Genomic DNA, 21,418 nt, shown 5'->3' on the forward strand with positions numbered 1-21,418 from the left:
GTGGGACCAGTGAGCTTTCGAGCGCCGGCCCACCACCTTTAAGGCATTGGGCGTTAGGTGTTAGGCACGCGTAGAACGTCGCGCCTAAAGCCTGACGCCTCTTCTCGGTGGGCCGGCGCTCGCAAGCTCGCTGGTCCCACCCTACGGATTCCTCTTCTGCGCCACGACGATGATCTGCCGGGCGAAGTCGATGCCGATCAGGCGGAACAGCCAGCCGAAAACGTAGCGCCGCAAGATCACCTGGTGCGGCGGATGATTGTAGATGCGGGCGATCCGGGTCACTTCCAGTCCCGCGGCTTCGAGCAGGCCGCCCAACTCGTCGTAGCACAGCGGCGTGCGGTGCGAGGCGTCGCGCAGATAGGCGGGCGGATAATAGGTGTTGGGCGTGCTCAGCACCAGGTGTCCAGCCGGCTTGAGCAGTTTCGCCAGTTGCCCGAGCCACTCGGGCAGCTCGTCGAAGGAAAGGTGCTCGGCGGTTTCCAGGGCGAAGATCAAATCGAACGAGCGATCGACGGCGTCGAGCGCGTGATAGTCGTGCCCGCCGCGCGGGTCGATGTCGAGCGAGCGATAGCGCACGCCGCGTCGTTTTTCGGCGAACATCTCGCCCATGCGGCGGTCGCCGGCGCCGACGTCGAGCACGTCGTTTTCATCGCGCACCACGTCGAGCAGCACGTCGCGCGCGCGGCGCACGAGCGGCAAATCGAACACGCGGCCGAAGCGCGCGGCGACGGCGCAACGAAATTTGTATTGCTCCGACCAAGAATTCTGCTTGCACATTGGCGCGAAATGCGTACTATATCTCAGTTATCGAGCATTGCTTCGACGTCGTTGGCGAAGTTGCTCGTCGATCCAACGATCGCGAGCCATTCTCTCCGCACGACGGCGAGGCAATCAAGATGAACGCGACCGATCATCCGATCGACCGAGGCACCGCGGGCCGGTTCGTTCGGCCCGCAAGTGAAGAAGCGACGGATGGTTGGGAGCAAACGTTTCCGTGGCGACGAACCTGTCGAGCTTCCGCCCCCAGCCCGGCAAGCGGCAAGGAAGTCGCCGTCACTCTCATTTGGAGGACGTACGGTGGCCAAGAAGAAAGCAGCCAAAAAGGCAGCTCCCAAGAAGAAGGCAGCTAAGAAGAAGACCGCGAAGAAGAAGTAGCGCGCCTTTTGAGGCTAGCCACGTCGCCAGGACGTCTGCCGCCGGCCGCATTCGCGCGTCCGAGAGCAGAAGGCCCCGGAACTCGCTCACGCGAGTTCTGCCCTCGTCCACGGCGTCACAGAAACGACGAGAGAGAAGCGCCCGGTCGGATTGGCCGGGCGTTTCTGTTTTCAAAGGGCATTCAAGTCGTACATGCGGTACTTCTTGTAGACCTTGGCCCCGCCCTTTTCCAGGCCCAGGCGGGCCAGGTCGTTGTCTTCCGAAATCCAGGAGAACTCGGCTTCGTCGAAGCCCAGCTCGATCCCCTTCGGCGAGAGCGCCTTCATCAGCACCAGGCCCAGGCCCCAACGCTGATATTCGGGCACGACGTTGATGCTCAGAATCCGCACGCGCGAAATGTCCTTCTTCTTGCTGAGCAGCCGGAACACGCCGAACGGAAACAGCCGCCCGCCGATCTCTTTGATGCGGGGGTTGTAGTCGGGCAGGCCGATGATCGCCCCCACCGGCACGCCCTCGACCTCGGCGATAACCGCCAGCTCGGGCACGATCAGGTGCTCCAGCGACGCCGCCAGCTTTCGCATTTCGCCCGGCGGCAAGGGCACAAAGCCCCAATTCACCGTCAGCGTGCGATTGTAAAGATCGACGAACGCCTCGACGTCGGCCTTGAACGTGCGGCGGGTCGTGTGGCGGATGACGGCGTTGCAACGGGCCTGGGCCTGGTCGGCCAGCGGGTTCAGCCGGGCGGCCACCGACGGCAGGTCGCCGCGCTCACCGAGATAGGCCAGCAGGTCGTGGCCCTTGGTGAAGCCATAGCTCTCGACAAGCTGCGGATAATAGGGCGGATTGTAGGTCATCATGAACGTCGGCGGACTGTCGAACCCTTCGATCAACAGCCCGCATTCGTAGTTCATCGAGGGGTTGGCCGGCCCGCGCAGCGACTCCATCCCGTGCTGCTTGAGCCAGCCGGCGGCGGCGGCGAACAGCGAGCGGGCCACGGCCGGGTCGTCCGTCGACTCGAAGAAACCGAAAAACCCGCGCCGCTCCTTATTGAAGTCGTTGTGTGCTCGGTTGATGATGGCGGCAATCCGGCCGCACACCCGGCCGTTGCGCCGCGCCAGGAACGTCTGGCAATCGGCGTGGTCATAGAAGGGATGCCGCTTGTATCCGAGCAGCTCCTTCTGGTTGCCCAACAGCGGCGGCATCCAGTTCGGGTCGTCGCGATACAGGTCGAAGGGAAACTGCACGAACTGGCGGCGCTCGCGCCAGCTCGTCACGGGAGTCACGGCCACGTCGGCCATCGTTCGTGCCGCACGAACGCTCTTGCTCAATCCAGTCGTCATGGGAACTCAATCCTCGTCAGGGGAAAGGCGGACTTTCAGTGTACGACCACCATCTTGGTTTCGGTCATTTCTTCGACGGCATACCTCGGCCCTTCTTTGCCGAAGCCGCTCTCTTTCAGCCCGCCGTAAGGCATCAGGTCGGCCCGCCATGCCGGACCCCAGTTAATATGGATATTGCCGGAATCGACCTCGCGTGCGAACCGCAGTGCCCAGTCGATGTTCTGCGTGAAAATGCCGGCGCTAAGACCGTAGCGAGAGTCGTTCGCCAAGGCAATGGCTTCCTCCAGCGAAGCGGTGCGGGTGACGGCCACGGCCGGGCCGAACAACTCGTCGCAGCTTATCCGCATTTCGGGCTTGACGTCCGCGACCAACGTCGGCTCGAACAGCGATCCGTGCCGCCGGCCGCCGGCCAGCAGCCTGGCGCCGCCGGCCACCGCCTCATCGACCCACTGGCCCACGCGCTCGGCGTCTTTTTCGCGAATCATCGGACCCATTTTCACCTCGGCGTCGAACGGATCGCCGGCCTTCAATGCGGCCACTTTGGGCCGTAGCGCGTCCAGCAGGTCACCGTAAACCTCGCCCATCGCGATCACGCGCTGCGTGCTGATGCAGGTTTGCCCAGCGTTGGCATAACCCGTCAACACCGCCAATTCAGCCACTTTCTCCAAGTCGGCGTCGGGCATGACGATGAGCGGGCTGTTCGAGCCAAGTTCCAGGGTCACTTTTTTCAGCCCCGCCGCCTGACATAGTTTTTCGCCCACCTCGCGGCTGCCGGTAAAGCTTACCTTACGCACACGGGGGTCGCGGACCAGGGCATCGCCCAACGTGCCGCCTGGACCGGTGACGCAGGCGATGGCCGCCGGCGGCAAGCCGGCTTCGAGCAAGATTTCGACCAGTTTCAAGGCCGAGAGCGGCGTATCGCTGGCCGGTTTGACCACCACGGCGTTTCCCGCCGCCAGGGCCGGGCCGACCTTGTGGCAGACCAAATTGAGAGGGAAGTTGAAGGGCGTGATGGCGGCCACCACGCCGCACGGCACGCGCAGCGTAAAGCCGAGCTTGCCCGCCCCGCCGGGGGCGCCGTCGAGCGGCACCATCTCGCCGCAGATCCGCTTCGCCTCTTCGGCCGAAAGCTGAATCGTTTCGGTCGCGCGCTGGACCTCGGTCTTTCCTTCGGCAAACGTCTTGCCGACTTCCAGACTAATGGTCCGGCCCAATTCGTCGGTGCGTTGGCGCATCAGCTCGGCGGCCCGACTGAGAATTTGAGAACGGTCGTAGCCGGCGGTCCGCCGCATCAGCGCCGCCCCCTCGACGGCGCCTTCGACGGCGCTGGCAATATCGCCCGCGTCGCCCTCGGGCACCGTATCGACCACGGAGCCATCGAACGGATTGCGGACCTCGATCTTTTCGGATTTATCGGCCCATTGGCCGCGGAGGAACATTTTCATGGCATACTTCAGCGATTTGAGAAGGCGTTAAGTTAAGCAGGCGTCAGGCGTCAGGCGTCAGGCAATTGCAAATTCGCAATTCGCAATTGCCTGAATCCTGGACCCCAAACCCTAATCCCCAAACCCTAATCCCCAAACCCTAATTGACCAAACCCCTTTGCCCAGCTATCGTTATAAAAAAGATACCAAGGATGAGCCTAGTTTAGTGTCAGGAAAGAACTTTTCGCAATCGCCCGTCGAGTCCCCAGCGGGGTTCCGGGCACTCGAATTATCACCCACCATGCTCGCTGCGCTCGATCGGGCGGGCTATCTCGAGCCGACGCCGATTCAGGCGGGCCTCATTCCGCGTGCGCTGGCCGGCGTCGATTTGCTTGGCCAGGCCCGTACGGGAACCGGAAAGACGGCCGCGTTCGCGATTCCGATTCTCGAAAAAGCCGAGCGACGCGGGCACAATCCGCAAGCCCTGGTGCTGGTGCCGACGCGAGAACTGGCGGTGCAAGTGCGAGACGAGTTCGTCAAGCTCGCCCACGGCCGCAAGACGCACGCCGTGGCCCTCTACGGCGGCACCCCCATCCGCGCACAGATCGAGAAGCTGCATCGCGGCGTCGACTGCATCATCGGCACGCCGGGCCGGGTGCTCGACCACATCGGGCGCGGCACGCTCACGCTCAGCGACCTGCAATTTGTCGTGCTCGACGAGGCCGACCGCATGCTCGACATCGGCTTTCGCCCCGACATCGAAAAAATCCTTCGCCGCTGTCCCAGCTCGCGGCAGACCATGTTGCTCAGCGCCACGGTGCCGCCGCCGGTGGCCCGCTTGGCGACGCGCTACATGCGCGACCCCGAGACGCTCAATTTCTCACCCACCGACGTGTCGGTCGAGACGATCGAGCAATTCTACTTCACGGTCATTCCGGAGAAGAAATTCGAACTGCTGGTCAAGCTGCTCAAGCGCGACAAGCCGCGGCAGACGATCGTTTTCTGCCGCACGAAGCGGGGCACCGAGAAGGTCTATCGCCATTTGCAAAAGAAGATTGACGGCGTCGACTGCATCCACGGCGATCTACAGCAAAGCGCGCGCGACCGGGCAATGGCCCGCTTCCGAGAGGGCCAAATCCGCTGCCTGGTGGCCACCGACGTGGTCGGCCGCGGCATCGACGTGACTGGCATCTCGCACATCATCAACTACGACATTCCCAGCTTCTGCGACGACTACGTCCACCGCGTGGGCCGCACCGGGCGAATGGGACGCGAGGGGATCGCCTATACCTTCGTGACGCCGGAAGAAGGCCCCGAATTGACGCGGATTGAAATGCGCATCGAAAAGCTGTTGACGCGGGGCGAGGTGGAAGGATTCGAGGCCGTGCCGCCGCGCACGGTGGCCGTGCCGGCCGTGGCGGTCGAGGCCGAGGACGGCACTGCCGCTCCGGCCGAAGCGAAACGGCCCGCGATGGCCGGCCGCGGCGGGCGTCCCCCGCGCCGCATCCGTCGGGCACTGTAAATTGGCACGTAGGGTGGGACCAGCGAGCTTGCGAGCGCCGGCCCGCCGTAAGCGATGTCGCTTACCTGGAGAGAGACCTCCAGCGCGCTGGAGGTCTCTCCCAGCGAAACCATGTGGGGGGTGATCACCAGCGCGCTGGTGATCCATTCCGGAGAACCATGTGGGGGGTGATCTCCAGCGCGCTGGAGATGAAAAGCGCCGTCGCCAATGGTGGGCCGGCGCTCGCAAGCTCGCTGGCCCCACCCTACAGCCTCAATATGAATCTCTGCCTAATTATTGGCACGGCGAACCGCAAGAAAGGCCAGGAACTGGCGGAACTTGTCGCGCCGCTCGGTGTGCGGGTGCGGACCTTGGCCGATTTTCCGCCGGCGGAAGTAGCGGAGACGGGCGATACCTTTGCCGCCAATGCGGCCATCAAGGCCACCGAGCATGCGAAGCGACTGGGCCAGTGGGTGTTGGCTGACGACAGCGGCTTGTGCGTCGACGCGCTTGGCGGCCGGCCGGGCGTGCATTCCGCGCGTTATGCCGGCCCTTCAGCGAGCGACGGCGACAACAACCGCCGCTTGCTCGAAGAACTGGCCGATGTGCCACTTGAGCGCCGCACGGCGCGTTACGTTTGCCATGCCACGCTGGCCGGTCCCGACGGCCAGGTCGGGGCCGAGGCCGAAGACGATTGTCATGGCCGCATTCTCTTGGCCCCCAGCGGAAGCGGTGGTTTCGGCTACGACCCGCTGTTTGAGATCGTCGAATATCATCGCACGTTCGGCGATCTCGGCCCGGAAGTGAAAGCGTGCCTCAGTCATCGTGCGCGTGCCATGCGCAAGCTGCTGCCGGCCATCCAGCGCCTGATCGTGTAGGGTGGGACCAGCGAGCAACTTCACGCGGCGCTAGTATCCATAGGGCGAGCGAAGCGCGCCGCCCATGTAGCCGCCGCCGCTGGTGGCGTAGTTGAAGCGGCCCGTGTTGGCGATCACGCGATCGGGGTCGCAATCAAACAACCCGTGCCCCGCCGTGCCGATTCGATAGTCGTAGGGAGTGATCATCAGCTTGTCGTGGAAGCGGTCGATCTGGCGCTGATAATCGCCGTCGTTCTTGGTCAGCGCTCCCTGAGAAGCGGAGCTGTTTCGCCAGCGCTCGACCGCGCGGCGACGCATGGCGTCGTCCTGAGACCCCGAATCGCTGTAACGGCCCGCGAATTGCTGCTGGCGCCATTCCTGATATTCATGGGCCTTCGGGCTGGGAATCGTCCATTGCTTGCCGTCCCAGAGCGCCCATTGGTTGTTCGGCAACCAGTACCACCACTTGTTGTTGAACTTCCGATAACGCGCGTTGTCGCGGGAGCCAGCCTGGCTGGACGCTCGGTTCGCCGCGGACTGAGCGGCCGCATTTGGCACGCTTTCGAGCGGCCCTGGCGATGCTTGGATCGGCGGAAGCAATTCGATGTGTTCCTGTGCTGTAGCCGCCCCCGAAAGACAAGCCGCCACCAGGGCCGAAATGCCGAATAAGCCCGGAACCCCCATGCGGAATTGGTGAATTCTCACGCTTACGCCCTCGGATCAAGTTTGGCCAACACGTGCGGGCTCGTTTGCGAACGGCGCGCCACGGCTGAACGACGCCGTTCGCGCCGTCATCTTCGATAATACCATTGCCATCGGTTTCTTCGCTACTCTCGCTTGAACCTTCCTACTTTCCTTAAGGAGAATCCCGCTTTGTTGACCGTGCTGATCGTTGACGACGACCGTAGCGTGCCGCACCTCTTCGAGCGCATCTTTGCCGGCACCCAAACGCGGGTCTGCACGGCACGCACGGCGGCCGAAGGCGTGCAGTTGTTGGCCGAGTGCCGTCCCGACGTGGTGGTTCTCGACATCATGCTCCCCGACCAATCGGGTCTCGACACCTATCAACAAATTCACCGGCACGATCCCAAGTTGCCCGTCATCTTCATCACGGCCGGAGGCAGCAGCGAAACGGCGATCGAGGCCATGAAGCTGGGCGCCTACGACTATCTGGTGAAGCCGCTCAACGTCATTGAGGTGCGCGATCTGGTGAACCGGGCACTCGACAACCGCCGGGCCATGCACGTGCCGGTGCAGTTGCCCGAAGGGCCGACCGCCGATGGTTCGGACGTGTTCATTGGCCGCTGCCCGGCGATGAACGACGTGTTCAAGCGGATCGGCCGCGTTGCCCCCCACAACGTGACGGTCTTGATCCGCGGCGAGACGGGCACGGGCAAAGAACTTGTGGCGAGGGCCATTTACCAGCACAGTCCGCGCGCACACGCGCGGTTTCTGGCCGTCAACATGTCGGCCATCCCAGACACCTTGCTGGAAAGCGAGTTGTTTGGCCACGAAAAAGGCTCGTTCACGGGCGCCGAAAACAGGCGGATCGGGCGCTTTGAGCAATCTTCCGGAGGCACGCTCTTTCTGGACGAAATCGGCGATCTTTCGCCGATGGTACAAAGCAAGCTCTTGCGATTGCTGCAGGAGCAGCGCTTCGAACGCCTTGGCGGCAGCGAAACGATCAAGACCGACGTCCGGGTGATCGCCGCCACGAACCGCGATTTGGAGAAGATGGTCGAGGAGGGCGATTTCAGGGCGGACCTCTATTATCGGCTGAACGGCTTCACCATTCAGCTTCCGCCGCTGCGCGAGAGGGGCGACGATTTGATTCTGCTCATTGGCCAGTTCTTCTCCCGCTTCGCTGCCGAGTTGGGCAAAGACGTGGCGGGCATCTCGCCCGAAGCGATGCAGATGCTGATGCGGTATCACTGGCCCGGCAACATTCGCGAGCTGCAAAGCGCCCTTCGCCAGGCGCTGTTGCACGCCAGCGGCCAGGTTTTGCTGCCGGAGTTCCTGCCCGAAGAGATCCGCACCGGCCGCAAAACACCGGCGTCGGCTCAGGCAGACGAAGGGCCCGGGTTCCGGCTGGAAGCGTTTATCGACGACGCCTTGGCCAACGGCGGCGAAGGCTTGCACGCGGCGTCGATCGCCGTCATGGAGCGTTACTTATTGGCGCGGGTGCTGGAAAAGACGGCCGGCAATCAATCGCAGGCGGCCAAAATACTCGGCATCACGCGGGGCAGCCTGCGCAACAAGATCCGCCAATATCGGATCGCGGTCGGCGCCGTCGTCAGTTCGGCCAACGGTGACAGCGACGATGAGGACGAAGGCGAATGAGCCGGCTTGCGGCCAGAGCGTGTGGGTTAAGCAAAACGTTGTAAGGTGGGGCAAGCGAGCTAGGTCTATCTGTTGACCGACGCAACCGCACGGCGAGGGGCGCCGGGCGAACGCCGCTTCGACCAGTTGATAACCCCGCCGGCAATCAGAATCTCGATCTGCCGGTCCGACAACTGGTGGCGCGCCTCGAAGCGGTCGTGCCTGGCCGCGTTCTCCACGGTCACGGTTTTGCCGGCCCGCAATTGCTCGGCGGGTTCGTCGATCGTGAGCACCGCCGCGTTGTTCAGCTCGTCGAACTGCGACTCGTCGCTGACGACCAGCGGTACAATGCCGAAATTGACGAGGTTCTGCCAGTGGATGCGAGCAAAACTCTTGGCCAGCACCAGCCGCAGTCCCAAGTAGCGAGGCGCCAGCGCCGCATGCTCGCGGCTTGAGCCTTGGCCATAGTTGTGCCCGCCGACAATCGCGTGATCGCCCCGCCGGCGAGCGCGCGAAACATACTCGCCGTCCACGGCGTAATAGACGAACTCGCTCAATTTCGGCACATTGCTGCGATAGGGCAACACCTTGCTGCCCGCCGGCAGGATGTCGTCGGTCGAAATGTTATCGCCGACCCGCAGCAGCACGGGCAGCTCCAGCAGCTCGGGCAGCCCGTCGAACTCCGGCAGCGGGGCGATGTTCTCGCCTTGGATCAACTCCACCCGGCGGGCTTCGTCCGGCTTCAGTGGCGGCAAGAACAATTCGCGATTGAGCGAAGGCTGTTCGGGTTCTACGATGCGCGGATACGGCATATCGAGCGTGCGCGGGTCGGTGATTTCGCCCGCCAGGGCCGAAGCCGCGGCGGTCTCGGGGCTGACCAGGCAGACCTGGTCGTCGCCCGTGCCCGACCGGCCGCGAAAGTTGCGGGGCACGGTGCGCAGGCTCAGCTTGCCGGTGGCCGGCGCTTGTCCCATGCCGATGCAGCCGTTGCAGCCCGCTTGGTGCAAGCGGGCGCCGGCGTGAATCAACGACAGCAGATGCCCGTCGCGCACGAGATTTTCCAGAATCTGCCGCGACGTGGGGTTGACGTCGAACGAGACGCGTTCATGCACTCGACGTCCTCGGACCATCTCGGCCGGCACGGCAAAATCGCGATAACCGGGATTCGCCGACGAGCCGAGGTACGCCTGATAGATCGGCCGCCCTGCGACCTCGCGGACGGGCACCACGTTGTCGGGGCTGGAAGGCAGGGCGATCAACGGTTCCAGCTTCGCCAGATCCATTTCTTCCTCCAGGTCGTAGCTCGCGCCGTCGTCGGCCGCCAGTTCGGTCCAATCGCTCTCGCGTCCCTGCGACCGCAAGAACCGCCTGATTTCGCCATCGGAGGGAAAGACGGTCGTCGTGGCGCCCAGCTCGGTGCCCATATTGGCGATCACGTGCCGGTCCATGGCCGACAGCGACGCCAGGCCGGGGCCGTGGTACTCGAGGATGCGGCCCACCGCGCCCTTGACCGTGTGGCGACGCAGCATCTCCAACACGACATCCTTGGCGCTCACCCAATCGGGCAGCTTGCCGGTCAGTCGCACGCCCCAAATTTCGGGCATCCGCACATAGAACGGCCGCCCGGCCATGGCCAGGGCCACCTCGACGCCGCCGGCGCCGATGGCCAGCATGCCGATCGAGCCGGCGGCCGGCGTATGGCTGTCGGAGCCGAGCAGGGTTTTGCCGGGCTTGCCGAACCGTTCTTGGTGCAGCGGGTGGCTCACTCCGTTGCCGGGCCGGCTGAACCAGAGGCCATGACGCCGAGCGGCGCTGTACAGAAACAGGTGGTCTTCGGGATTCTTGTGGTCCTCTTGCAGCAGGTTGTGGTCGACATACTGCACTGAAACCTCCGTCTGCACGCGATCGACATCGAGCGCCTCAAGCTCCAGCATGACTGTCGTGCCGGTAGCGTCTTGCGTGAGGGTTTGATCGATTCGCAAGGCGATTTCTTCGCCCGGCGACATTTCGCCTTCGAGCAAATGCGACGCGATCAGTTTCTGAGCGACGTTCGAACGCATGCCTTTCACCTCCCGGCTCTTTGTTCGCATTTTTCGTGCCCAGGTGGCGGATATCCATTCATGGTCGTAGCGCTGTAGCGCTGAAGGAAATCCGTGCAAATCGGTGCGAGCCGCGGTAAACTAACAAGGGCCAACCGACGCCTTTCGGCGATCGACATCAAGAGAACCTGACTCTGAGGCGGGTGATCGAGGACGACCGCGCCGTACACGAAGCCCCGGAGCTGTTTTGCTTTGGTTTGCTGGAAGAGTTCGATACCGCGACGGTTCTTTGGCTCACGAACGCTCGCCAAGTGACGCTCCGCGGCGGCGGTCCGCCAGCGCGCGCCGCGTTCGCTGATTTAGGCGAGCGGTTTCGCGCCGCGGGCAAATCGCTCTCGATGGAGGACTAAGCGCCGCGTCGGACACAGATCTCAACGATTTGCGCCGGCGGGCGCCGCGGGCCGCGGGTTCAACGAAATGCACCGCGGTGATGTAAGGAACGTTTCCGGCTTCGTGGCGAGATTCCGGTAGATTCGCAAATAGGCGCGGGCCATGCGCGCGGCGGTGAACCGCTTTTCGAAGACGGCCCGGCAACGCTCGCGCGACAACTCTCCCAAATGCTCGACGGCCCGTACCGCACCCTCCACATCCTCGACGATCAAGCCGCTGACTCCGTCGTCGATGATTTCGGGCACCGAACCTCGGCGCCAGGCAATCACCGGCAGGCCGCACGACATGGCTTCGATCATTACCAGCCCGAACGGCTCGGGCCAATCGACCGGAAAAAGCAGCGACTTGGCGTCTCCCAAGAAGCGCCCTTTGTCGCCTTCGCCGATCTCGCCGATGAACTCGATCAGCGGGTGGTCGAGCAGCGGGGCCACGCGGACTTGATAGTAGTCGCGATCGGCGCGGTCGACCTTGGCCGCGATTTTCAACGGCATTCCGGTCCGTTTGGCAACCTCGATGGCGCGCTCGACGCCCTTCTCCGGTGAAATGCGTCCCAGAAAGGCCAGGTAACCGCCCGCCCCGTTGCCCGGCGAGTGCAGTTCGGGAGGCAACCCGTGATACACCGTCCCCTGCCAATTGATCCAGCTCAACGGTTTGCGCTGGTGGTTTGAGATCGAGGTCACAGGCGTCCCGCGGAATTTGCGATAGAGCGGCGCCAACTCTGCCAGGTCGAGCCGGCCGTGCAGCGTGGTCACATGGCGGCACGACTGCCGTTGCGACACGGGAAAGTGCAGGTAATCGATGTGGAAGTGGATGACGTCGAACGAGTCGGCCCGTTCAAACACCTCTTCGATCATGGTGATATGGCGGGCCAGTGGGTCGGTGCATCGCGGATCGAGCCGCAGTGCCTGCTCGCAGCAAGGCACGAGTTCTGCCCGTGTCACCGAATCGCCGCTGGCAAAGAGCGTCACCCTATGCCCTTGGCGAACAAGCTCCTCCGTCAAATAAGAGACAACCCGCTCGGTGCCACCATACAAACGCGGCGGCACGCTTTCGTAAAGCGGGGCAACTTGCGCAATCCTCATCAGAGCGTCCTCCTAAGATCCGTTCCCGCGCGTCCATTTTTTGTGGACGATGGCACTTGACGTGCAACAGCAAGCCGTGCTTTTTTGCGTGAAGCGGTAGCAAACCGCGCTCCAAAATTGGTGCAACATTAGCAAGCCGCGATCCTAGAACTGACCAGAGCACTTTAGGGACGACCATGACGACCGGCGAATCGGTGCGTGAGGTTAACCATCAGGCCAGCGACGGCGAGGAAGGCCCTTTTTATATCGTGGCTCCATCGCCTGGGGCCGACGAACGGCGCCGCGTGCTGAAGCAGGGCGACACCTTTGCGGTGTTCGACCGGTTCGGCGATATCAAGCCCGGCGGGCACGGCGAAGAAGGACTGTACCATGAAGGTACGCGCCACCTCTCGGGCTTGGTGCTGGAATTGAACGGCGAACGCCCGCTCTTTTTGAGCTCGAACATCAAGGAAGACAACGCGCTGTTGGCCATCGACCTGACCAATCGCGACCTGCACGACGGTCATCATGTCGCGCTGCAGCGCGGCAGCGTCCACTTGTTGCGCATCAAGTTTCTCTGGCAAGGACGGGCCTACGAACGGCTTCGCCTCCGGAACTTTGGCCGCCAGCCGGCGAAGCTGTCGTTCGCCTGGCGATTTGCCGCCGATTATGCCGACATTTTCGAGGTCCGCGGCACGACGCGCCACCGACGGGGCGAAAGCGAACGAGCGCGCGTTGCCGACGACCACGTCGTGCTTGCCTATCGCGGGCTCGACGGCGTCGTGCGGCGCACATGTTTGCAATTCTCCCCCGCCCCCCATCGGCTGACTCGTGCCCAGGCGGTGTTCGAGGCCGATCTCGCTCCCGGCGCCGATCTGACCTATTATCTTACCGTTTCCTGCGAGCACGACCGCCAGGCCCGTAGTGTAGGCGTCCCCGCTTGCACAGCGGCAGGCGAGACGCCTGCACCACAAAGCGCGGCTGGCGAGGCGCGTGCGCCACAAGCACTGTCGTATGACGCCGCCATGCAACGCGCCGTCGGGACGTTGAAAGCGGCCCGGCAGCAAGCCTGTGAAGTGACCACGTCGAACGAGCGGTTCAACGATTGGCTCAACCGCAGCATCGCCGATCTGGACATGATGATTACCGAGACGCCGTGGGGCGAGTATCCCTACGCCGGCGTGCCCTGGTTCAGCACGCCTTTCGGCCGCGACGGAATCATCACGGCGCTGGAATACCTCTGGCTGGCCCCCAGCGTGGCCCGCGGGGTGCTCACCTACCTCGCCCAGACGCAGGCCAGCGAGGTCCACGATGAGCGCGATGCGGAACCGGGCAAGATCCTGCACGAAACCCGCGGCGGCGAAATGGCGGCGCTCGGCGAGGTGCCGTTCGCCCGGTACTACGGCAGCGTCGACTCCACGCCGCTGTTTGTGCTGCTGGCGGCGGCCTATTACCAGCGCACCGCCGACCGCGAGCTGATCGAGTCGCTCTGGCCGCACATCGAGCGGGCACTTGCCTGGATGCGTTTTTTCGGTGACGCCGACGGCGACGGCTTTATCGAGTATGCACGGCACTCGTCGCAAGGACTCGTGCAGCAGGGCTGGAAGGACTCGCACGATTCGGTGTTTCACGCCGATGGCTCGTTGGCCAAGGCGCCGATCGCGCTCTGCGAAGTTCAGGGCTACGCCTATGCCGCCCAGCGCGGCGCCGCCCGGCTGGCCGCCGCCTTGGGAAAAGAAACCGAGGCCGCCGAACTGGCCCGCCACACGGAGCAACTGCGGGAAAAGTTCGAGCAGGCCTTCTGGTGCGACGAGCTGGGCACGTACGCCATGGCGCTCGACGGCGACAAACAGCCCTGCCGCGTGCGCAGCTCGAACGCGGGGCATTGCCTCTACACGGGCATCGCCCACGCCGAACGCGCCCGACGCGTCGCCGCCGGCTTGTTGAGCGACGCGTCGTTTTCGGGCTGGGGCATCCGCACGATCGCAGCCGGCCAGCCGCGCTACAATCCGATGTCCTACCACAACGGCTCGGTGTGGCCCCACGACAACGCCTTGATCGCCAAGGGCCTGGCCCGTTTTGGACTGAAGCAGGACGCGTCGAGAATCCTGACCGGCCTGTTCGACGCCAGCTTGTTTGTCGATCTTTCTCGGTTGCCGGAGCTGTTTTGCGGCTTCCCACGGCGCCCGGACGAAGGACCGACGCTTTATCCGGTGGCCTGTTTGCCGCAATCGTGGGCGGCCGCCGCCGTGTTTTTGCTGTTGCAGGCATGCATGGGTCTGCGCATCTCGGCCCCCACGGCGCAAATCCAGTTTTTGGACCCGATGCTGCCGCGCTGGCTGGACGAGGTGCGGATCCGCAATTTGCAAGTCGGGCCCGCCACGGTCGACTTGCTGTTGCGACGCCACGCCGAAGACGTGGCCGTCAACGTGCTCTCGCGAAAGGGCGGCGCGGTGAGAGTGATGGTGGAAAAATAAAAGCCCGTGGGCCGGACGTGGCACACGGGCTTTGCGGATGGGTGCCCCAAGCGCGATTCGAATCAGCCGGTTTGCACGGCGATCCGAACAACGCCGCGGGCCCGGCGAGCTCGTGGAGTTCTCTGGATCCGATTGGCGCTCAAGTCTTTATGTTCAGGAAGCCTCGATCCAGGCCGCAAGACGCCGTTTCGATCGACTGCCGAATTGGCAGCCGCCTCAGCGGAACCCATGTGATTCGAACCTTAACGGCGGCGGTCTTCCGGTTGTTCTTAAATCCTTGCAGGATTTCCAGATTCGGACGACCGCCGCGGCGGAAGCGCGCATCGCGCTGCGGTGGCGCGCCAGTTGCAACGCGGCTCGCGCAGAAGCACCGAGATTGCACACGGCAACGCGGTCGGCGAACGCACAAGGCCGCGACCTCATTTCCCCCGCCGGTCCTTGGCCGCGTTAAACTTACGCCCGCGGGCGGACGACCCGACTGGCGTTGCCGTGGCCTCAAGAGGAGGACGAACCATGACGCCTATCCGCTGGACATTTCATGACTGCGACGAGTTGATCAAGGCCGAGGTCGAGGCCTATTGGAACAAGAAGGCCCCGCGCCTGGAACGTCTGCTGAAAACTTTTCCCGAAGGCCTGCGCGACTTGAGCGTTTCGGTTTATCACAACCGGCCGCGTGCCGTATTCGACGGCCGAGCGGTGCTCGAATTGCCCTCGCGCACGCTGGCGGCTGGCGCTAGCGAGAAAGACCTTCGCGCCCTGGTCGACCGACTGGCCGACGTGTTGGCGACGGAGATCAAGCGCCATCGCTCGCGCTTGCGGCACGACTGGGTCTATCGGCGAAAGAGCCGCCGCCGCGACGAGCTGACCGCCGCGGGCCCGATGCTGGAACAAGACCGTCGCGAACGCCGCCGCGAAGCGTTCTTCGAGTTGCTGATGCCCATCCTGCGGCCGCTCAAAGAGCACGCGCGGCGAGAAGTGCGGTTGTTGGAAAAACAAGGAACGATCGGGCGCGGCGAAGTCACGGCGGCCGACATCCTGAGCGAAGCCGTGCTGCGCGCCTGGGAAGAGTTCGATCAGCGTCCGTCCGGATGGCATCTCGATGTGTGGCTGATGGATGTCATGGACGATTGTCTCGACAAACTGCGCAGCGAACCGAAGAGGGTGCCGCTGAGCAACCGGTTACTGGCCGAGATGGCCGAGGAGCGCGACGGCGGCCGCTGGTCGGCATCGGCCGTGACGATGGAAGACTTGATGCCCGGCGAGGAGAGCAGCCTGGCTTGGGACGATCTTGGGCGGGCCGAGCAACAGGACCGCGTCGATCGGCTGCTGGGGACCATGCCGGGGCGCCGGCGCGACGCCTTCACGCAGTTCATTCTGGAGGGCTTCGACGCGGCGGAGATCGCCATGATTCAAGACCGGACCGAAGCGGAAGTGAAGGCCGACATCGAGGCGGCGCGCCAGGCGCTCAAAGAGCTGTTGCTGGGGCACGCCCCGAGCCAAGCTGACGGCCATGAGGCAGCGGCGGCGCGTGACGGGGCCGACGAGCCAAGCGGCAGGCCGGTTGAGGCTGCGGCAAATGGATAAGGAATAAAGGAGGGTGCCATGACGTGGCCGGATACACTTCGGCAATCGGGCGCAACCGCCGATGGGTCAAGGGCGGGGCAACGGGGCGAAGTGTCGAGGCGGACGCGCGGCGAACATGACGACCTGCTGGCGGCGATGCACCAACTCGAGGCGGCGCTGGCGTCGCCCGCTCCCGGACGAGCAGAGGCCTGGGCGAAGCGCGTCGGCCGCGACCTCCGGCTCATGCGCGAGCACTTGCGCTCACACGTCGCGTCGGCCGAAACCGCCGACGGGCTGTGCAGCGAGTTAAAGGCGGCGCGCCCGGAGATGACCCACCGAATCGAGCAGTTGCAAACGGAGCACGGGCATTTGCTCGACTCCGCCGCGGCGCTAGCGGATTCGCTTCACCCGACTGAGACGGCCGCGGCTTTTGCCGCCGTGCGCCAGCAAGCCGCGGAACTGTTGGAGCTGATCCGCGCGCACCACGCGAAGGAAGTCGACCTGATCTACGAGTGTTTCTGCACCGATATCGGGGTCGGCGATTAACGCCAACAGCAACAAGAAGAGGGAACGTACAAAACGAAAATATAACAATAACATTATGATGTTTGAAATATGGACAAGCTATCGCTCATCTTATCTTTGCTGGCCGTAATCCTTGGTTCCGTGGCCTACTGGCGAGCGGGCGGCGAGCAGGACGTAACGACGGCCGGCAAAGCCCTGCGGGACGAGTTGACCGCGCTCAAGGCCAAACAGGATGAGTTGCTCGATGATCTGGCGAGCGAGGTGCAAGCCACCTACGAGCGCGCACAAGAAGGAATGACCCATGCACGCCAGCGGCTGTCGTCGCTGCTCTTTCGGCCGTAGCGCCATTCGCTGGCCCGGGCCCCACGAAAGTGAGAACCACGCCACCAAGGCAGCAGGACCAGTTCTGTTCTTTTCATCCCCCTTGCAATTCTTCCCACGGGGCTAAAATAAGAGAGGGCATCCATCCCGCATCATCATTTCAGCGATGTCAACGTGGTAAGCAGCTACGGATATGAAGAAGGGCATTCCGGTATCGCCGGGAGTCGCCGTTGCTCCCGCCTACTGCATCGAGCCGGTGCTGGCCCGGTACACCCCGCCAACTGGATGAAACCGCCTCCGCGAGCGGATGACGGACGTCCGCGATGTCGTGGGCCGTATTCAGGCCCACTTGGAACCTTCCTGCGGCTCGAAGGGCCTCGACGTTGAGGAACCTGTCATTGTGGTGGCAGCGGAAATCCTTCCCTCTCAAGCGGCCCTTTTTGACCGGCTAATCGTGATGGGCATCCTCACAGAAACCGGCGGAGCCACCGGGCATGCGGGTATTCTCGCGCGGGCACGAGGGCGTTTTTACTGGCGGCATCCTCGCGTTCAGACCACCGCTGCACGATTATCGACGTCTGCCGTCTTGCGGCAACTCTCGGTGGAAGACGGTGGGATCAACGCAAAAGTAATTCGCCAGCTTGGCGATCTGTGGGCGGGTGAGTTGACGCTTGTCGCTCAAGACATCCGATATCGTGGCAGCCGCGATCTTGGTCGCCCGCGAGACCGCTATTTCCGTAACGCCTTTTGCCTCGATCAGGTGCCGCAGCATTTCGCCGTCCGACACGGGCTGCATCGGGTGTGCGGTCGATTCGTACTTCTCTACGAGATCGCTCAGCACGTCTAAGTACCCTTGCTCGCCGGGCGACAGGACCGGCTTGTCCAACAGCGAGTTGATCACGGCAATGGCCCGGTCCAACTCCTCGTCCGACTCAATCGGGAGCAGAGGAAACGCCTTGATAAGCCGGAAATAAACGTCCGGTTCCGAGCCGATGATGCTCATGCGCAGCCGCACCCTTCCTTCCAGTTTCCCTCGTCGTATTCGCGATGGGTCAAGATATGCCGAACATACACCTTTTGCCGGCTGGCCTCAAAATGGATGACTGTGATGAGGCGATACTTATTGCCGCCGATATTGAAAACCACGCACTTGCCAACCAGATCCGCATGGGGGAACGATTTGCGCACATCGGCGAAATTGAGCCATTGCGACTTCCTGGTGCGACGCACCCACGCGCGTAGAGGCGATTCCGCCTCGGTGTGGCGCCGCCAAAAGTCACGCAGCATTTTTTCGGAGATGATATGCATCCCAGCAAGATTATACCCCGCCGAAAGCGTTCATCGAAGGGCGATTGAGCTAGCCAGCTAACCATGCTATCGACTGCCGAATTGACAGCCGCCGCCACGAGACTGGAGCCCCAGCGAGCCGGGACTCTTTCGACGCGGGCATCGGCGCGCTGTTTGCAAAGGTGTCTTGCAGAAACCTTGGAGCGGACCTGTTTGGAGATGTGTTTCGTGGCCAAAAAGTCAAAGTCAAGGAATCGTGGCAAAGCGGCATCCGCCTGTTGAAAGGTTGCGAGGTCGACATCCTGGAGGACGGTTCGCTCGATCTGGACGACTCGATCCTCAAAGAACTCGACATCGTCATCTGTTCCGTCCACTCAAAATTCAACCTCTCGCGCGAGAAGCAGACGGAACGCATCATCCGGGCGATGGACGATCCGTATACGAACATCATCGGGCATGCCACGGGACGGCTGATCGGCCGCCGCGAGCCGTATCAGGTCGACGTCGAGCGGCTGATCGAGGCGGCCCGCGAGCGCGGCTGTTTTCTGGAGCTCAACGCCCAGCCAGACCGGCTCGACCTGGCCGACAACTATTGCAAGCTGGCCAAGGAGCGGGGCGTGAAGCTGGCGATCTCGACGGACGCTCACAGCCGCAACGACTTGATGTTCATGCGGTTCGGCGTGGCGCAGGCCCCGCCGCGGCTGGCTGGAGGCCGACGACGTGATCAACACCCGCGGCTGGCGCGGCCTGAAGAAGCTGCTCGAGCGGTAGGCCAGTGGTTAGTGGCGGAGCCGGTTACCGGCAAGAACATCGCTACGGCTTTCGGCTTCGACGCAGCGCCCGTTCTTACGGATTCGGGCTTTCCGAAATCTTTTTATGCGCCGGTGCCTTTTTTGCACGGCCCTTGAAACCGGTTTGTTCTTGGCGGGTCACCGAATCGACGAAAGGACAGATAGTGCGATGGCCAAAACGACTGCGGATATCTTGATCGAGCGGCTCATGGACTGGGGAGTCGATACCATCTTCGGAATCCCCGGCGACGGCATCAACGGCCTCATGGAAGCCTTGCGCAAAGTCAAAGACAAGGTCCGCTTCGTGCAAGTGCGCCACGAGGAAGCGGCCGCTTTCATGGCCTGCGCCTATGCGAAGTTCACCGGCCGACTGGGTGTTTGTTTGGCCACGTCCGGCCCCGGCGCCATCCACTTGCTCAACGGCCTTTACGATGCCAAGCTCGACAGCACGCCGGTGCTCGCGCTCACCGGCCAAACCTATCACGACCTTCTGGGCACTCGCTTCCAGCAAGAAGTCGACCTCTTGCAACTTTACAGCGGGGTGGCCTGCTTCAATCAACAAGTCATGGGGCCGGACCATGCGGAGTCGCTGATTGATGTGGCCTGCCGCAATGCCCTGTCGATGCGCGGCGTGGCGCATATCACGTGTTGCAACGACTACCAGGAGATGCCGCTCTCCAAGGGCCAGCAGTCCATGATGAAGGTCAAAGGCCACACTTCGGCCGCCTGGCATCCGCCCATCAGCGTTCCCCAGCACGACACGCTCGCGGCCGCCGCCGAAATCATCAACAGCGGCCAGAAGGTGGTGATCATGGTGGGACAAGGGGCGCTGGGCGCCGGCGATGAGGTGGAACAACTCGCGGAATCGTTGGCCGCGCCGGTGGTGAAAGCCTTGCTCGGCAAAGCGGTCGTCCCCGATGATTCTCCCTACACCACCGGCTATCTCGGGCTGATCGGCACGACGCCTTCCAACCAGGCGATGGAGAGTTGCGATACGCTGCTCTTGATCGGCACGAGTTTTCCCTACATGCAATTCTTGCCCAAGCCCGGACAGGCCAAGGCCGTGCAAATCGACCGCGACCCGACGCGGATCGGGCTGCGCTATCCGGTCAATGTCGGTCTGGTGGGCGACGCGCGCGCCACCTTGAGCGCGTTGATGCCCATGCTCAAGCCCAAGAACGACCGCTCGATGCTCGAACAGGCCCAAGCGGGAATGAAGGAGTGGCGAGAGTTGATGCTGAAGCGCTCCAGCCGCGACGACACTCCGCTCAAGCCCCAGGTCGTCGCCCGGCACGTGAGCGAGATGTTGGCCGACAACGCCATTGTGACCTGCGATTCGGGCACCGTCACCACTTGGGCCGCGCGCCACATAAACATGCGGCGGGGCATGAAGTTCTCGCTCTCGGGCACATTGGCCACCATGGCGCCGGGCCTGCCCTACGCCAACGCCGCCCAGATCGCCTTTCCCGATCGGCAGGTGGTGGCCTTCGTGGGCGACGGCGGCTTCACCATGCTCGGTTGCGAGTTCATCACCGCCGTCAAATACAAGTTGCCGATCAAGGTGGTCATCATCAAGAACAACGTACTAGGACAGATCAAATGGGAGCAGATGGTGTTCCTGGGCAACCCGGAATATGGCGTCGAGTTGGAGCCGATCGATTTCGTGAAATTCGCCGAGGCGTGCGGCGGCGTGGGCTACCGTTGCGAGCAGCCCGATGAAGTGCGGCCGGCCTTGGAAGCCGCTTTCGCCTCGAGAAGGCCGGCGCTGGTGGAAGCCACGGTCGATCCCTTCGAGCCTCCCATGCCGGCGGGCGCGACCGTCAAGCAGGCGGTGCATCTGGCCGAATCGTTGGCCCGCGGTGAACCGCACCGCGGCAAGATCGCCACCACGATCTTCCGCGACAAAGTGAGCGATTTGACCTAGTACGGAGAACGTTCATGCCTGAAACCAAAGCGGAACCGGCGGCCGTGCAAGATGTGATCGTCGATGTGATCGACGGCGTGCGACTCTATGGACGCCGCACGGCAAAAAGCACTTTGACACTCAACGCTTCGGACCGCGAGCGGGATGCCATCGAGCGGATCGCCGCCATGTTGCACCGCAAAGGCTATGCGGTGAAGCGTTCTACCTTCGTGCTCGATGCCAAGACGCATTACGACCTGCAAGCCACCTGGGTTGGCCAGGGGGACTGCCCGTATCACGTATCGGACTAGACTTGTCGAAACAGGCATAGGGTGAGATCGGCGAGCTTGCGAGCGCCGGCCCAGCGACCGTTGCGATTTGCAAGACTGGAATCCAGAATCACCG

At 63.1% G+C, this 21,418-nt stretch carries 19 protein-coding genes; 11 read left to right on the top strand and 8 right to left on the bottom strand.

The window, feature by feature from the left end; translation table 11 throughout:
* Positions 1 to 141: 141 nt before the first annotated feature.
* From VNH11_30620 to VNH11_30630, 3 genes are all read right to left on the bottom strand, one after another.
* A complete protein-coding gene (locus VNH11_30620) occupies positions 142 to 777 on the bottom strand; it encodes a methyltransferase domain-containing protein (protein ID HVA50738.1) in 636 nt (211 codons plus the stop codon).
* Between the two features lie 548 nt (positions 778 to 1,325).
* The gene (locus VNH11_30625; protein ID HVA50739.1) at positions 1,326 to 2,495 is read right to left on the bottom strand and encodes a GNAT family N-acetyltransferase; all 1,170 of its coding nucleotides are present in this window, start codon (positions 2,493 to 2,495) and stop codon (positions 1,326 to 1,328) included.
* A gap of 35 nt (positions 2,496 to 2,530) precedes the next feature.
* Positions 2,531 to 3,940, bottom strand: a complete 1,410-nt coding sequence (locus tag VNH11_30630; protein HVA50740.1) for an aldehyde dehydrogenase family protein — start codon at positions 3,938 to 3,940, stop codon at positions 2,531 to 2,533.
* Positions 3,941 to 4,220: 280 nt separating this feature from the next.
* On the opposite strand from VNH11_30630, the gene VNH11_30635 reads away from it, so the two are divergent.
* The gene (locus VNH11_30635) at positions 4,221 to 5,441 is read left to right on the top strand and encodes a DEAD/DEAH box helicase (protein HVA50741.1); all 1,221 of its coding nucleotides are present in this window, start codon (positions 4,221 to 4,223) and stop codon (positions 5,439 to 5,441) included.
* A gap of 158 nt (positions 5,442 to 5,599) precedes the next feature.
* A complete protein-coding gene (locus tag VNH11_30640) occupies positions 5,600 to 6,298 on the top strand; it encodes a non-canonical purine NTP pyrophosphatase (GenBank protein ID HVA50742.1) in 699 nt (232 codons plus the stop codon).
* 30 nt (positions 6,299 to 6,328) lie between these two features.
* On the opposite strand, the gene VNH11_30645 is transcribed toward VNH11_30640, so the two are convergent.
* Positions 6,329 to 6,982 carry a hypothetical protein gene (locus VNH11_30645; protein ID HVA50743.1) on the bottom strand — a complete coding sequence of 218 codons (654 nt, stop codon included), beginning with the start codon at positions 6,980 to 6,982 and terminating at the stop codon, positions 6,329 to 6,331.
* A gap of 177 nt (positions 6,983 to 7,159) precedes the next feature.
* Between VNH11_30645 and VNH11_30650 the strand changes: the two genes are divergently transcribed.
* Positions 7,160 to 8,617 carry a sigma-54 dependent transcriptional regulator gene (locus VNH11_30650; GenBank protein ID HVA50744.1) on the top strand — a complete coding sequence of 486 codons (1,458 nt, stop codon included), beginning with the start codon at positions 7,160 to 7,162 and terminating at the stop codon, positions 8,615 to 8,617.
* A 65-nt stretch (positions 8,618 to 8,682) separates the two neighbouring features.
* Here the strand turns inward: VNH11_30650 and VNH11_30655 are convergent, their stop codons facing one another.
* Entirely contained in the window at positions 8,683 to 10,656 is a 1,974-nt protein-coding gene (locus VNH11_30655) for an aconitate hydratase (protein HVA50745.1), read from the bottom strand.
* Positions 10,657 to 10,838: 182 nt separating this feature from the next.
* Here VNH11_30655 and VNH11_30660 point away from each other — a divergent pair, with 182 nt between their 5' ends.
* On the top strand, positions 10,839 to 11,045 hold the full coding sequence (locus tag VNH11_30660; GenBank protein ID HVA50746.1) for a hypothetical protein: 207 nt from the start codon (positions 10,839 to 10,841) through the stop codon (positions 11,043 to 11,045).
* Positions 11,046 to 11,066: 21 nt separating this feature from the next.
* Here VNH11_30660 and VNH11_30665 read toward each other — a convergent pair whose 3' ends face one another.
* Positions 11,067 to 12,167 carry a glycosyltransferase family 4 protein gene (locus VNH11_30665; protein HVA50747.1) on the bottom strand — a complete coding sequence of 367 codons (1,101 nt, stop codon included), beginning with the start codon at positions 12,165 to 12,167 and terminating at the stop codon, positions 11,067 to 11,069.
* 176 nt (positions 12,168 to 12,343) lie between these two features.
* Here VNH11_30665 and VNH11_30670 point away from each other — a divergent pair, with 176 nt between their 5' ends.
* From VNH11_30670 to VNH11_30685, 4 genes are all read left to right on the top strand, one after another.
* Positions 12,344 to 14,623, top strand: coding sequence for an amylo-alpha-1,6-glucosidase (locus VNH11_30670; protein ID HVA50748.1), 2,280 nt, complete (start codon positions 12,344 to 12,346; stop codon positions 14,621 to 14,623).
* 513 nt (positions 14,624 to 15,136) lie between these two features.
* On the top strand, positions 15,137 to 16,207 hold the full coding sequence (locus tag VNH11_30675; GenBank protein HVA50749.1) for a sigma factor-like helix-turn-helix DNA-binding protein: 1,071 nt from the start codon (positions 15,137 to 15,139) through the stop codon (positions 16,205 to 16,207).
* Between the two features lie 18 nt (positions 16,208 to 16,225).
* The gene (locus tag VNH11_30680) at positions 16,226 to 16,732 is read left to right on the top strand and encodes a hypothetical protein (protein HVA50750.1); all 507 of its coding nucleotides are present in this window, start codon (positions 16,226 to 16,228) and stop codon (positions 16,730 to 16,732) included.
* A gap of 69 nt (positions 16,733 to 16,801) precedes the next feature.
* On the top strand, positions 16,802 to 17,053 hold the full coding sequence (locus VNH11_30685) for a hypothetical protein (GenBank protein HVA50751.1): 252 nt from the start codon (positions 16,802 to 16,804) through the stop codon (positions 17,051 to 17,053).
* 547 nt (positions 17,054 to 17,600) lie between these two features.
* Here the strand turns inward: VNH11_30685 and VNH11_30690 are convergent.
* Both VNH11_30690 and VNH11_30695 read right to left on the bottom strand, forming a co-directional pair.
* The gene (locus VNH11_30690) at positions 17,601 to 18,035 is read right to left on the bottom strand and encodes a helix-turn-helix domain-containing protein (GenBank protein HVA50752.1); all 435 of its coding nucleotides are present in this window, start codon (positions 18,033 to 18,035) and stop codon (positions 17,601 to 17,603) included.
* A complete protein-coding gene (locus tag VNH11_30695; GenBank protein ID HVA50753.1) occupies positions 18,032 to 18,319 on the bottom strand; it encodes a type II toxin-antitoxin system HigB family toxin in 288 nt (95 codons plus the stop codon). Before VNH11_30695 ends, VNH11_30690 begins: the two co-directional genes overlap by 4 nt.
* A gap of 221 nt (positions 18,320 to 18,540) precedes the next feature.
* Here VNH11_30695 and VNH11_30700 point away from each other — a divergent pair, with 221 nt between their 5' ends.
* From VNH11_30700 to VNH11_30710, 3 genes are read left to right on the top strand one after another with little or no spacing between them, the layout of a single operon-like run.
* Positions 18,541 to 19,227, top strand: coding sequence for a PHP domain-containing protein (locus VNH11_30700; protein HVA50754.1), 687 nt, complete (start codon positions 18,541 to 18,543; stop codon positions 19,225 to 19,227).
* A gap of 52 nt (positions 19,228 to 19,279) precedes the next feature.
* Positions 19,280 to 21,034, top strand: a complete 1,755-nt coding sequence (locus VNH11_30705) for a thiamine pyrophosphate-dependent enzyme (GenBank protein ID HVA50755.1) — start codon at positions 19,280 to 19,282, stop codon at positions 21,032 to 21,034.
* A gap of 14 nt (positions 21,035 to 21,048) precedes the next feature.
* A complete protein-coding gene (locus VNH11_30710; protein HVA50756.1) occupies positions 21,049 to 21,324 on the top strand; it encodes a hypothetical protein in 276 nt (91 codons plus the stop codon).
* Positions 21,325 to 21,418 lie beyond the last annotated feature (94 nt).

This window comes from Pirellulales bacterium, from assembly GCA_035533075.1.
Classification (GTDB): domain Bacteria; phylum Planctomycetota; class Planctomycetia; order Pirellulales; family JAICIG01; genus DASSFG01.